The sequence below is a fragment of the Croceimicrobium sp. genome, assembly GCF_965228705.1.
In the GTDB taxonomy this organism is placed as follows: domain Bacteria; phylum Bacteroidota; class Bacteroidia; order Flavobacteriales; family Schleiferiaceae; genus Croceimicrobium.
On the sequence record NZ_OZ245832.1, the window covers coordinates 3,004,061 to 3,016,376 of the forward strand.

General features: G+C 44.3%; 12 protein-coding genes. 7 read left to right on the forward strand and 5 right to left on the reverse strand.

From position 1 onward, the window contains the following. Positions 1 to 20 precede the first annotated feature (20 nt). Complete coding sequence (locus ACO05P_RS13495; protein ID WP_421751606.1) at positions 21 to 1,382, reverse strand: T9SS type A sorting domain-containing protein; 1,362 nt, start codon at positions 1,380 to 1,382, stop codon at positions 21 to 23. Between the two features lie 200 nt (positions 1,383 to 1,582). On the opposite strand from ACO05P_RS13495, the gene ACO05P_RS13500 reads away from it, so the two are divergent. Beyond that, positions 1,583 to 2,623 carry a LamG-like jellyroll fold domain-containing protein gene (locus ACO05P_RS13500; protein ID WP_421751608.1) on the forward strand — a complete coding sequence of 347 codons (1,041 nt, stop codon included), beginning with the start codon at positions 1,583 to 1,585 and terminating at the stop codon, positions 2,621 to 2,623. Between the two features lie 29 nt (positions 2,624 to 2,652). Here the strand turns inward: ACO05P_RS13500 and ACO05P_RS13505 are convergent, their stop codons facing one another. Next, entirely contained in the window at positions 2,653 to 3,405 is a 753-nt protein-coding gene (locus ACO05P_RS13505) for an RDD family protein (RefSeq protein ID WP_421751610.1), read from the reverse strand. A gap of 32 nt (positions 3,406 to 3,437) precedes the next feature. Between ACO05P_RS13505 and ACO05P_RS13510 the strand changes: the two genes are divergently transcribed. From ACO05P_RS13510 to ACO05P_RS13535, 6 genes are read left to right on the forward strand one after another with little or no spacing between them, the layout of a single operon-like run. After that, complete coding sequence (locus tag ACO05P_RS13510) at positions 3,438 to 4,415, forward strand: stage II sporulation protein M (protein WP_421751612.1); 978 nt, start codon at positions 3,438 to 3,440, stop codon at positions 4,413 to 4,415. Then, positions 4,405 to 5,343: a hypothetical protein gene (locus ACO05P_RS13515; RefSeq protein ID WP_421751614.1), complete on the forward strand. Its 939-nt coding sequence runs from the start codon at positions 4,405 to 4,407 to the stop codon at positions 5,341 to 5,343. The genes ACO05P_RS13510 and ACO05P_RS13515 overlap by 11 nt, the downstream gene beginning before the upstream one ends. Beyond that, positions 5,333 to 6,010 (forward strand): hypothetical protein, encoded by a 678-nt coding sequence (locus ACO05P_RS13520; RefSeq protein WP_421751616.1) that lies wholly within the window; start codon positions 5,333 to 5,335, stop codon positions 6,008 to 6,010. The genes ACO05P_RS13515 and ACO05P_RS13520 overlap by 11 nt, the downstream gene beginning before the upstream one ends. Beyond that, positions 6,007 to 7,230, forward strand: coding sequence for a hypothetical protein (locus tag ACO05P_RS13525; protein ID WP_421751617.1), 1,224 nt, complete (start codon positions 6,007 to 6,009; stop codon positions 7,228 to 7,230). The genes ACO05P_RS13520 and ACO05P_RS13525 overlap by 4 nt, the downstream gene beginning before the upstream one ends. Further along, the gene (locus ACO05P_RS13530) at positions 7,214 to 8,209 is read left to right on the forward strand and encodes an AAA family ATPase (RefSeq protein WP_421751619.1); all 996 of its coding nucleotides are present in this window, start codon (positions 7,214 to 7,216) and stop codon (positions 8,207 to 8,209) included. Before ACO05P_RS13525 ends, ACO05P_RS13530 begins: the two co-directional genes overlap by 17 nt. After that, positions 8,206 to 9,537, forward strand: coding sequence for a DUF58 domain-containing protein (locus ACO05P_RS13535; RefSeq protein ID WP_421751621.1), 1,332 nt, complete (start codon positions 8,206 to 8,208; stop codon positions 9,535 to 9,537). Before ACO05P_RS13530 ends, ACO05P_RS13535 begins: the two co-directional genes overlap by 4 nt. Here the strand turns inward: ACO05P_RS13535 and ACO05P_RS13540 are convergent. The 3 genes from ACO05P_RS13540 to ACO05P_RS13550 are packed head-to-tail and all read right to left on the reverse strand — an operon-like array spanning position 9,534 to position 12,218. Next, a complete protein-coding gene (locus ACO05P_RS13540) occupies positions 9,534 to 10,265 on the reverse strand; it encodes a hypothetical protein (RefSeq protein WP_421751622.1) in 732 nt (243 codons plus the stop codon). The genes ACO05P_RS13535 and ACO05P_RS13540 overlap by 4 nt on opposite strands. Next, entirely contained in the window at positions 10,252 to 11,577 is a 1,326-nt protein-coding gene (gene rmuC, locus ACO05P_RS13545) for a DNA recombination protein RmuC (RefSeq protein ID WP_421751624.1), read from the reverse strand. Before rmuC ends, ACO05P_RS13540 begins: the two co-directional genes overlap by 14 nt. Next, on the reverse strand, positions 11,574 to 12,218 hold the full coding sequence (locus tag ACO05P_RS13550; protein ID WP_421751626.1) for a MarC family protein: 645 nt from the start codon (positions 12,216 to 12,218) through the stop codon (positions 11,574 to 11,576). The genes rmuC and ACO05P_RS13550 overlap by 4 nt, the downstream gene beginning before the upstream one ends. Between the last annotated feature and the right edge of the window lie 98 nt (positions 12,219 to 12,316).

Genomic DNA, 12,316 nt, shown 5'->3' on the forward strand with positions numbered 1-12,316 from the left:
GAGGGGGCGCTCCGATTTTATTAATCTCTAATAATCAGCTTACTGAGCTCATTATTGTAGTGGATGAGGTAAAGGCCTTGAGGCAGTTGCAAGGGAATTTCGTGATGACCAGGATTCAACTCCATTTCCTGCATTAAAGTGCCGTCTAAGGAGAAGATTTTCATCTGGCCCTTTTGGGATGCCTCGATGTTTAAGCGATCCTTGGCGGGATTTGGGTAAAAGCTCAGTTTCTCCAAGGATGGTCTTTCTTTCGTTCCAATACCTGGATTTCCACCTACAAAGCCCGGGTTGGAAGAGTATAAATCATCCGCATAAGCGATAAAAAGCTTAGGCCCAACATGGAAATAGCTTAGAATGGGAGGTGCCAAGCTAAATTGAGTGCTGGGGTAAATCGGTAAACCATCAACGCTGCAAAGCGAGAAATTAGGAACGGGATCGCTGGAAATTAAAATCCGTGAAACCGTATCGCCAGTGGTGGGGAAAAAGGTGGCAAAAACATAATCGTCTACCGCATATAAATCGCGGAGGTAAACGCTGGCAAGGTTATAAGAAGCCAAACTAGCACTGTTGGTGGCCCCCCAAGTGGTACAGCCATCATTGGAATAGAGGATTACATTGGCATCAGCACCCGAAATGGAACCAGAAAGGTAAAACTTTGATTGATGGTTAGTCACCAGGTTATAAGGGGCAAAGCCTGTAGGCAGTCCCGAGGTATTGCAGGAAGTCCAGCTCTGACCAAAGTCGGTGGATTTAGTAATGCGATCTGCTTCGTTAGCCACAAAATTGTTTAAGGCATACCAGGTATTGCCGGCATAGGTGATGTCCTGAATATTCTTCTGGCTGGTGGTGCTGAAGGTATTGCGGTATACCCAGGCATTTTGCCCTTTCTGTTTAAAATAGGCGCCGTCAAATTCAGAGATGGCCGCCATATAGCCATTATTAAGGGCCTTTAATTGAAATCCTAATTTATAAGCAGGATTAAAGGAAGCCGGCAAGCCAGCGGTATCGATCGTCCAATTTGCACCTAAATCATCGGAATAATAATAAAGATTCACATAAGTGGAAGTGCCCAGATTTACACGAGCGTATAGTCGACCGTTACTACCAGCCATTTGGGATACGGTGGCGATTATACCATCAATTAAAGTGTCGAAAATAGGGCTGCCAGGCGACCAGGTCTGACCTTGATCCGTAGAAATGGTGAGAATATTTCGGTGCGAGGAATTGCGAGCTAAAGCAAAAATGGTATCACCGGTAGTGGCGGTTAAAAGGCGGGTGTCGTTTCCAACGGCCGCGGTTGAAGCATTGGTTTTTTGCCAGTATTGAGCCTGTGAAACAAAAGCAATAAAGAGAAAAGCAAAGCTGTAAATCAATTTGTGCATAAGGGAGGGGATATTTATTTCTCCAAAATTCCAGCAGACCCCTAATTCCGGAAATAGGGCATTTGCCGTATTCTTTTCCGGGGAGGGCCAGGTATTCTTTCAACAACCGGAAAAAATTTAAGACTGTATACCGCTTGTATACCGCTGTTTATAAGGCTTTGGAAGGGCTATGTCTAGTTTTGACTTCAAATCCAAATGCTATGAAGAATTATTGCACTCTATTCCTTTTGATTTTCATGCTTGCCTTAAAAGCGCAGCCGATTCAACTCAATGCGGGCTTGATTGGAGCCTATCCTTTTGAAATCGATTCCAATTTTAACAGCCTGCAGTTTCATGATACCTCTGGAATTAATACCAGCATGAACTATCAGGGAACCGCCACGGGGCATACGGATCGCAAAGGCGGCTTTGGGTCGGTGCGTCTGATGGACATCCCCGGCAATGGCAATGGCCCTAATGAGTTTATCAGTCATAATGCCTCACCTAAATACCCTTCCGGTGACTCTGCACGGAGCTTTAGCTTCTGGTTTATGAAGGAGTCCCTCGATTTAAACTTCGAAGCTCAAATACAATTTATTATGTTCTATGGCAGTCAGCAGACCAGTCAGGGTTGTGGGGTGGCAGTAGATTATGCGCAGGGTCAGGTTTATTTCTTGGGAGTGCAAAATGACCTCATCGTAAATTACAATTTGCAGTTTAGTCAATGGTATCATATCGTGGCTACCTATGATGGAGATACCGCTAAAATGTATTTGAACGATAGTCTGGTAGGGCAGAAAGCTCTGGCTTGGAATACCTTTTCTACTTCTTTTAGTTCCAATCCCCGCTATGGCTATTTCTTTCAATCTACGCCAACCGGAGGCTCGCAAATTCATTATAACAATTCCTATAAGGGATTTTTGGATGATGTACTGATCTACAATCGAGTAGTAAATAGCCGGGAGGTTACGGCTCTCTATGGTGGTGACACTAGCACAACAGCTTCGTCCGGAGTTTCGGTTCCGAGCTTTTCGTTGAGCAAGGAATCTTTTTGGTACCCCAATCCTACTCAGGGTAGAATTCAGATTCCCGATCATCAGCAAATTGATCTGCTGCGAATTATAGATCAACAAGGACGAATAATGCTTGAACTCAGTAAGCCTAATCTAGGGGTAGACCTGAGGGCCTTGCCAGCAGGCCTCTATTGGTTGCAGGTAGAAGGACCAGCCGGTTTAAGGCAAGGGCGATTAGTGAAACACTAGAAAGGAAGGCTCCCATTGGGGGCCTTTTTTTATTGAATAGCTCCTTCTATTTTTTCCTGACTTTTAAGACTGTAATAGAGGTAGTCTTTTTGGATGGTATCCAGAAATTTAATGGGATGCATATCGGAGCTAATCCCTAAACGTTGCTCTACCATGGCCTGGGCTTTTTCCATGGGTTTGCGATCCTGGGTTTTCCGAAAGATCTCAATGCTCTTGGAAAGCAGGTCTATTTCCTGATCATTTAAGCGTAAAACCCCATTAAATGTAGGGATATAATCTTCTGAGATTTTGGGCTTCTTTTCCAGGCTCTGTTCTAAAAGACCCAGACTGTCTTTAATCTTAATAACGGTGGTACCGGCAGCTAAATCACCAAGGCGTTGACCTTTGGAGCTTAAGGCAACTACCGCTGTAGCCAAACCTCCCATGGTCATAAAAATTTCAATTAGCGAAAACAACCAGCGAATAATCGCATCCGAAGTACGAAAGGCGCTACCGTCAAGGCGAATTACTCTTAAATTCATACCCCTTTTGCCCAAAGAGGCTCCACCTAAAAAGATTTCACACAAAGGATGGTAGGTAAGGAGAATAAAATTGAAGCCTAAGATCAGATAGATTTGAGTGTTTTCATCTGTTCCAATTGAGCTTAATATGGAAAATCCGATTAAACCGATAAATATCAAAAGCGCCAGGTCGATAAGACCGGCAATTAGTCGATCCCCAACACCGGCCAATTCTTGTTCGATGGCTACATTTTGCGAAGTTTGAATGCGAATGCTTTCCATTTTTGGTATTTTTCCCAGCCTTAATTTAACTGATGACAGAGTCTGCGTTTATTAGCGCTAATATAAACCGCTGGCAAGAATTTGAAAGAAGCCTAAAATCGCCTCAAGGCGAAAGTCCGGATCACCTAAAAAGTCTCTTTCTACAAACTACCGATGATTTGGCCTATGCCCAAACATTTTTCAAGGGTGGGGAGGCTGAGCATTACCTGCAGCAACTCAGTCATAAATTACAATCTACGGTTACCAAAAGACGGGCTTTTCATTGGGCTAAATTCAGCCGTTTTTGGTCACAAGAATTACCCTTAATCTCCTACAAGTATCGCCGAACCCTTTTGTATTCAGTGCTCATATTTTTCCTAAGTGTGGGGATCGGTGTGTTTAGCGCCGCCAAGGACCCTACCTATACCCGCTTAATAATGGGCGATCGCTATGTGGATATGACGGAAGGTTTTATTGAAGATGAGGATCCCATGGCGGTTTACAAACAAACCGGGCAAACCGAAATGTTCCTGGGGATTACTTTCAATAATATCATGGTTTCCTTTTATGCTTTTGCCCTGGGCCTTTTTACAGCGGTGGGAACGGTATACATTATGGTGAGCAATGGCATTATGCTGGGCGCCTTTCAGTTCTTCTTTTTTCAGAAAGGGCTCTTTTGGACTTCCTTTCTTACCATTTGGATTCATGGTACGCTAGAAATTTCCGCAATCGTGATAGCCGGTGCCGCCGGAATGATTTTAGGCAATAGCTTTATGTTTCCTAAGTCTTATTCGCGGGTAGAGAGCTTTAAGCGCGGAGCTCGCGATGGCATGAAACTGGTAATTGGCCTGGTCCCTATATTTATTACCGCTGGTTTTTTAGAAGGCTTTGTGACCCGCCTAACCGATATGCCAACCGCATTAAAGGTCTTTATTATAGTGGTCTCCATGGGCTTTATACTATTTTACTTTTCCTGGTATCCTCGACTCATTTACCAATCTTACAAACAGCAACAGAAACATGTATCTTAAGTACGATCCATTTCGCAAGCGCTCCGTGGGCGCCAGCATCAATTTAACCTTTGCTTTACTCCGTGGCCATGCCAAGGATATTTTTAGCGTAGTATTACCCATTGCCGGGCCCGCTGCCTTGATTTATTTCATTTCCATATTCTTTTTGCAGGAGGAAGCCAGGTATATGGTAAATGGGGGAGATATTTTTGCTGACAACATCAATGAATCTCTCAATTTGATGGGGCAGGCCTTTATTACCATTTTCGCTTATATGGCCTTTACCCTTTTAGCACAGCTTAGTGTTTATGCATGGGCACGTAAGGCTTATGAGAGCGATAGAGCTCCAGTATTGGCAGAGGTATGGCGATTAGTTCGCAAGAGTATTTTACCCTTGATTGGAACTGTGATCATCTTTGCGCTTTTAGGAGGTTTGGCCGCTATAGCCTTTAGCTTGTTTGGGATGTTAATTCCTTTTTTAATCTTCTTGATTTTTATACCGATTGTCTATGTGCTGGTACGCTTTAGCTTATTCCCAGTAGCAATTGTAATGGAGGATCGATCGGTAGACTCCCTAGGTCGCTCTTGGCGCTTAGTGGCAGATAACTGGTGGCCAAGCTTTGGCTTTCTTTTCCTTCTATGGCTTATTTCGGTTGTTCTAGGCTTTACTTTAGAATTGCCACTAACCATTATTAACGGAGCCGATTCCTACTTTGATTTTGAAACGGTAGACCCCGCGAGTCTCGAATTTACTTCAGATACTTGGTATATCGCTCTTTCTAGCTTATTATCCATTTTAGTGGTATTACTTACCACTCTAATAAGTGGATTGGCATCGGTATCCTGGTTCGGAAATCTGGTAGATCGTAAAGAGAATGTGGGCATTCAAAGAGATATAGAAGCATCTATGCAATCAGAGCAAAGCAGCGAACAGGAAGGTGAATATTAGATTAAGTTTCATCTTATTGAGTTTAGTCTTAGGGCCCTGGCTTAAGGCCAGCGATAGCCTGCCCATGTACCGCGAGCCTTCTTCCGAAATGATTACCGAGCTAGAGGATGATCGCGATTTACAGTACAAAGAATATTCTGGCAAGCAAACCGAATCCCTGGGGCAAAGGTTTCTCGCCTTATTGAATAAATACCTCGGAAATCTTTTTGAAAAAGCCGGAAGAAGCCCTTTAACCAGGCCGATCTTAATTTTCCTGGGAGTGCTGCTGGGCCTTTATATTTTGTATCGAATTATTGGTCCGGATCGCTTGGGCCTTCGACACAATGAACGCTATTCTGGGCCAAGCCACCTCAATGATTTTGAGCGTAGTGCCGAAAGTTTAGAAGCTTTAAGGTTAAAGGCGGAGCAATCTGGTGATTGGCGAGAGTTTATTCGCCTTCAGTTTTTAATTGGACTGAAAAAAATGCAGTTAAAGGGCCACCTTAAAGTGAGTCCGCAGAAAACAGCGCTAGACTATCAGTATGAAATTCGCAAAAAGGACCTGGCACTGCGCTTTAAGCATTTTAGTCGCACTTTCGAATACATTTGGTTTGGAGGCTTTGAAGCTGATGAAGATCGGGCACGGAGCTATCAATTGGAAAGTCGGGAATTGGAAAGGCATTTATGAGCAAAGGGTTTAAATACGGAATGGCAATTGCTTTGCTTATTGTCTTAGGCCTGTCTTGGCTATTTCAGCCTGAGGATTCGGCTCCAGAAACCTGGCATCGAGCCGATAAGCAGGCCTTCGGAGGCTATGTTTTACATCGGTACCTGGCAGACTATAGCCAACATGAACCTAAGTCGATGTTTATTCCTTTTAAGGAGGATGAAGCGACTCAAGAGGGCCCTAATGCCAATTTGATTTTTATTGGTCACGGTATAGGGATTACCGAACAAGATTGGGAAGCAATAGAAGCTAAAATTTCTGAAGGCAGCACCGCACTTATGGTCGCTTACCAGTGGCCCCAATTTTTGGTGGATTATTTAAATCTTGAAACGGGTGGGGGCTTGATGGATGAGGCCATAAGCTCTGTGGAGAAACTAAGTGAGCTAGAGGGTTCTATTCATTTTAAGGAGCTACAATCCTATCCACAAAACAATATTCCCTATCCCCATAAAGCTATGCCCTTGAGTTTTAAAGGTGAGGCAGCTGGGGATAGCAGTTTGGAGGCTCGGGTATTAGCTGTCAATGAGGCAGATAAAGCTGTTTTACAATCCTACAGGATAGGGGAAGGACGTTTACTCTGTGCTGCAAATCCTTTAGCGTTTAGCAACTATTTTATGATGAAAGAGGAAACACGAGCCTATCCTAGTGCTGTGCTTTCCAATTTGCTAAAAGATGCCCCCACCTATCATTATGAGTTTTACCATTTAGGGCGTATGGAGGCACAAACTCCTATGCGGGCCCTTCTTAAGCATATTTCGCTGCGCGGGGCTTTATATATTTTGTTGGCTCTGGGCTTAATTTATCTGCTCTTTGGTGGCAAACGCCGGCAGAGAATTATCCCGGAAAAGGCCAATTTCGAAAATGATAACCTTGAGTTTCTCAATAGCCTGAGTGAGCTCTATCATCGCAATGCCCATCATCGAAATTTGTTAGAGAAACGGATGGTCTATTTCCAGGACTTTCTGCTAGCTAATTACCGTATCCGTCTTAAAGGCGAAGCCCAACAGAGTTTTGACGAAGTGGTGCGGAAATTAGAACCTGAGCCTCAATTATTAGGTCGTATTCGCAAAGCCTGGATCTTAGCCTATTTTGAAACCGAAGTATCAGCCACCAGCTTATTGGAGGCCGAAAAAGCATTACAAGAATTTTATCAAGCACATCAATATGGAAGAAAACACTAATCCCGAATCCGATGCTTTTGAAAAGCGCGTAGACCTGAGTCGATTTAAAGCATCGCTGGAAAGGGTTAATGAGCAAATTGGCTCCTATATCGTTGGGCAGCGCAAGGCCGTAGAACTATTACAGGTGGCGCTTATTGCGGATGGTCATGTCTTGATTGAAGGAGTGCCCGGGATTGCCAAAACCCAATTAGCCAAGCTTATGGCCCGTGCCCTGGATTTAGACTTCTCAAGGGTGCAATTTACGCCGGACCTCATGCCTTCGGATATCCTGGGAACATCGGTATACAACCAAAAACAAGGGGAGTTCGAGTTTAAATCCGGACCCGTATTTTCCAATGTGGTATTGGTGGATGAGATCAATCGGGCCCCAGCCAAAACCCAGGCTGCCTTATTTGAGGTGATGGAAGAAAGGCAGGTAACCATAGATGGGCATCAGCATAAAATGGATGAACCCTATCTAATTTTAGCCACCCAAAACCCCATTGAGCAAGAGGGCACCTATCGTTTGCCGGAAGCGCAATTGGATCGATTCCTCTTTAAAATTTCCATGGACTACCCTAGTTTGGATGAGGAGTTTGAGATTTTGAAATTGCATCAATCCCTGGAAAGCAAGCCGGAGGCCATGATTCAGAAGGCGCTCTCGAAGGATGACATTCAAGAATTGCGAGCCACGGCCAAACAGATTCATATTGAAGAGGATATTTTACGCTATATCGCAGCGATTGTAGATGCCACTCGAAATCAAGGTTCCTTATACCTTGGAGCTTCACCACGAGCTTCATTGGCCTTATTAAATAGTGCCCGTGCGCTGGCCGCCATTCAGGACCGTGATTTTGTAAGTCCGGATGATATTCGTTTCCTCGCCGCTCCGGTTTTAGCCCACCGGGTAATTTTAAGTCCCGAACGTGAAATGGAAGGCTTAAGCAGCGTAGAAGTATTGGATCAAATTGTAAGAAGCATCAAAGTACCCGGTTCTTGAAGCTAATTAGGAATCTATATTTCGGACCTAATTTTTATCGAATTACAGGTCTGTTAATTGGGCTTTGGATAGTAGCTTATCCTTTGCCTTTCCTGCTATTCCCGGTGCAAATCATTAGTCTGCTATATTCGGTAGTATTGCTCTGGGAAATAGTTTATCTCTTTCGGCGCCAAGCTAATATCGAAGCCCAAAGAGAAGTGTCGGATCGTTTGTCGAATGGCGATGCCAATCCGGTTCAAATCAAGCTTCTGAGCCTTTATAACAGTCCGGTAAAAATTGAAGTCTTGGATGAAATTCCCGCCCAATTTCAATTGCGGAATCATTCCTTTAAAGCTACCATTCAACCTTTGGAAGAATTAACTTGGGATTATCATTTACGCCCGGTTAAACGCGGACCCTATGAATTTGGGAAGCTGCGGATTTATGTTTCCTTTTTAAGTCATTCGATCCAAAGAGCTTTGGTTCACGACCTTAGTCGCACGGTAAAAACCTACCCTTCTTACCTGGATTTACGACGCTATGAATTAATGGCCTTTAGCGATCAATTGCGTTTGCAAGGCCAAAAAAGGGTACGTCAAATTGCGGTAAGTAAGGAGTTTGAGAAGATTGATAAATATGTGGAAGGCGATGATTACCGTCGCATTAACTGGAAGGCCACTGCTCGTACCGGTGAATTAATGGTGAACCACTATCGCGATGAGCGCAGCCAAAACATCTTGATGGCCATCGATAAAGGGCGGGCTATGAAAATGCCTTTCGGCGGAATGAGCTTATTGGATTATGCCATTAATGCCAGTCTCATGATTAGCAATGTGGCCTTAAAGAAAGGCGATCGTGCGGGAATGGTAAGCGTCCAGGATAAAGTCCAGGGCCAAGTGCTACCCGAATCGCGTGCCAGCCAGATGATGCGCATTATGGAAGCCTTGTACGCAGAGAAAACGGCCTATAAGGAAACGGATATAAGGGCCCTATACCGTTGGTGTAGTTACAGTTTAAAGGAGCGTAGCTTGATTATGCTCTACAGTAATTTTGAATCCTTACATGCCTTAAAACGACAATTGCCCTATCTCAAATTGATCAATCGCAGCCATCGTTTATTGCTGATCTTTTTCTTAAATGAAGAAGTGGAAGATATCAGCATGGGGGAGGCTAATAGCCTTCAGGAAGTATATCGAAAAGCGCTGGCCGAAGATTTCGTTTTGGAAAAACGCCGCATTGCTCATGCCCTGCAAAGAGAGGGTATTCAAACTTTATTAACGCGCCCCGAAGATCTGAATATCAAGGCCCTCAATAAGTACCTGGAAATTAAGCAGCGGGGCTTAATCTAAAGCACATTGTAGAGATCGGGTAAGAGGTATTCACTGCTATTACCTGCGGCATCTTTCAGTTCCAGCTTCACTTTAAAGCTAGTGCCCGCCTGATAGCTGCTGCTGCCAGGAATGGCGTGGGAGGAGGAAGTACTGCTCTGTCCACCTAGGTCGATACTATGGCTGTAAATATCCGAGCCCAAGCTTCCATTCCATTCAATTAATCGAATTTTGAGTTCACCCAGGGCTTTATTGTCTTGCAGTATAGAGCTTACTTCAAAAAGCACATTGGGATTTTGACTCAGCACTCCATTGGTTTGTGCCCTAAGAATTTGAGGTTTTTCCAAATCCGTATCCTGAACTACAAAGCTTTGCTCCAAAATGCTTTCCTGGCCATCTTCATCGCCAGCCTTAACCAGGATGTAGTTGCGCCCAACAATGTTTAGGGCATCTGGTACTATGGCATTGAAGCGCAGTTCATCATTCAAGCCCGAAAGTCCTCTCTGAGAAAAGTGATACACAGTATTGCCACCGCTCTCCGTGCCCAAGGTAACTTCGGTAAAGGTCAGTCCGCTGTCGTCGGAATAGACAATATGCACTTCAATGCTATCGGATAAATTGAGGGTATCGCTAGGGCTGATAATGCTGATGATTGGACTGGGGTTTTCTTCGGTGCCGCCAACGCCACAGCTGCTAAGGCTAAGGCTCAATACCGCCAGGCTGGCCAAAAGGAATCTACTCTTCATCATGACTATCGATTAAGCGGTTATCCAATTTTTTCTGAGAATTTACGGCTCCTAATTCTTGTAGCTTTTGAGCGCGGGTAACCAGGCTTCCACGACCTTCACTGAGTTTGTTCATAGCTGCATCGTAGGTCTTTTGGGCGGTAGCCATTTGATTTCCCAATTTCATAAGGTCATCGGAGAAGTTCACGAACTTGTCAAACATGGCTCCAGCCTGACGGGCAATTTCCTCCGCATTTTTATTCTGGGCATCTTGTCGCCAGATATAGCTAATGGTGCGTAGGGTAGCCAGCAGGGTAGAGGTACTTACCAGGACAATATTTTTTTGCAGGGCCTTATCGAAGAGTTGAGGGTCTTCGGCCAAAGCCAAATGCAAGGCTGGTTCATTGGCCACAAAGAGCATCACATAATCCGGTTGATTAACCCCGGGGAGATCCTGGTAATTTCGTTTGCTCAGGCTGTCGATATGCCCATGGATACTCAGCAAATGCTCTTTTAGGAAGCGCGCTTTCTCGGCTTCATCTTCGCTTTCGGTATAGCGCAAGTAGGCGGTAAGTGAAACTTTGGAATCCAGAATTAAATGCTTTCCATCGGGGAGGTCAAGCAGAAAGTCGGGACGTTGATTTTGATTTTCACTATTCTTAAAGTTCACCTCCTTACGGTAGTGGATGTCCTTTTGTAAGCCCGCCGATTCGAGGATGCGCTCTAATTGGTATTCGCCCCAATTCCCCTGAGTTTTACTCTCTCCTTTAAGGGCTTGGGTGAGGGAATGCGCTTCGGCCTTAAGGCTGTGGTTAAGCTCTTGTAAGCTTTTAATTTGCTGAATGAGCGCGGAATTGCGCTCGGCACCCTCTAAATTGGTACGACTTACTTTCTCTTGAAATTCTTTAATCTTTTCATTCAAGGGTTTTAAAATACCCTCGATGTTCTCCTTATTGGTTTGGGTAAAGCGCTCACTTTTTTCTTCTAAAATCTTTTGAGCCAGGTTTTGGAATTGCTCGCTAAACTGTTTTTGAAGATCGCTTAATTCGGATTTCTGCTCCTTTAAACGCTCTTGAGCATGATCTACTTCGGCCCTGAGCCTGGCCTTATCTTCACTGTAAGATTGGATTTGTTGACGCAGATTTTGGAGTTCAGCTTCCAGGCTTTGGATGCGTTCTTCGGCGCTTTGAGCCTTAGTTTGCCAAAGTGCAAGGTCATTTTTCAATTGGTTTTTTTCGGCTTCCAGGGCCGGATGGGGTCTTTTTTGGTTAATCCACCAGGCCAGGGCAAAACCCAGAACAAAAGCCAGGGGGATAAAGAGATACACTAAACTCATACACTAAAATTATGGTAGAGGGTAAAGACACCTTTTAAGAACATTTGGGCGGCCAGTGAACCTACCACCAGACCCATAATACGGTTAAATACCTTGAGTCCATTATCGCCCAAAGCCTTTTTAATAAAGGGCATGCGCTGTAAGATAATCAAGGCGGCAATGCTAACAATGATAATTGCGACAATTCCACTTACATAGTCCATCCAGCCCTCGGCGGCGATGCTCATATTAATAATGGTGGTTAGCATACCAGCGCCTACCATCACCGGAATGGCCAAAGGTACCACGCTAATGTCATCTCTCTTTTCTGCTGCTTTTTGATCCTTCTCATTATGATTCACTTTTTTACCATGGCCTTGCACCATGTTTAAACCCATAATAAAGAGAATGGTACCCCCGAAGATGCGCAGGCCGGCAGGGGAAATGCCAAAAAATTGAAAGATATAGGTACCCAATAAGAAGGAAATAATCATGGCGAGGAAAGCCGCTTTCATGGTTTTCCCGGATACATGACGAATCTCTTCCCGAGGGGCGTTCTCATCTAAAAGTCCCAACATAATTACCCCCACCGATAAGGGATTCATAATGGTGAATAGCGAAATACTGTCTGAAAGAATACTGCGTAAAAGGTCCAGAATCATTTGAGGGTATTGAGGCATCAAAATAAGTAAATGCAGAGCAAACCTGCTCTTTCTTGCGTGCCAGATTGCAGAATCTGTTTTTGGCAAGCTTGCAATTC

What these genes read in the sequence shown, in the direction of transcription:
- ACO05P_RS13540 (WP_421751622.1), bottom strand. Translation starts at nt 10,265, where the DNA reads ATGATGAAGAGTAGATTCCTTTTGGCCAGCCTGGCGGTATTGAGCCTT.
- rmuC (WP_421751624.1), bottom strand. Translation starts at nt 11,577, where the DNA reads ATGAGTTTAGTGTATCTCTTTATCCCCCTGGCTTTTGTTCTGGGTTTT.
- ACO05P_RS13530 (WP_421751619.1), top strand. Translation starts at nt 7,214, where the DNA reads ATGGAAGAAAACACTAATCCCGAATCCGATGCTTTTGAAAAGCGCGTA.
- ACO05P_RS13505 (WP_421751610.1), bottom strand. Translation starts at nt 3,405, where the DNA reads ATGGAAAGCATTCGCATTCAAACTTCGCAAAATGTAGCCATCGAACAA.
- ACO05P_RS13495 (WP_421751606.1), bottom strand. Translation starts at nt 1,382, where the DNA reads ATGCACAAATTGATTTACAGCTTTGCTTTTCTCTTTATTGCTTTTGTT.
- ACO05P_RS13515 (WP_421751614.1), top strand. Translation starts at nt 4,405, where the DNA reads ATGTATCTTAAGTACGATCCATTTCGCAAGCGCTCCGTGGGCGCCAGC.
- ACO05P_RS13550 (WP_421751626.1), bottom strand. Translation starts at nt 12,218, where the DNA reads ATGATTCTGGACCTTTTACGCAGTATTCTTTCAGACAGTATTTCGCTA.
- ACO05P_RS13525 (WP_421751617.1), top strand. Translation starts at nt 6,007, where the DNA reads ATGAGCAAAGGGTTTAAATACGGAATGGCAATTGCTTTGCTTATTGTC.
- ACO05P_RS13510 (WP_421751612.1), top strand. Translation starts at nt 3,438, where the DNA reads ATGACAGAGTCTGCGTTTATTAGCGCTAATATAAACCGCTGGCAAGAA.
- ACO05P_RS13500 (WP_421751608.1), top strand. Translation starts at nt 1,583, where the DNA reads ATGAAGAATTATTGCACTCTATTCCTTTTGATTTTCATGCTTGCCTTA.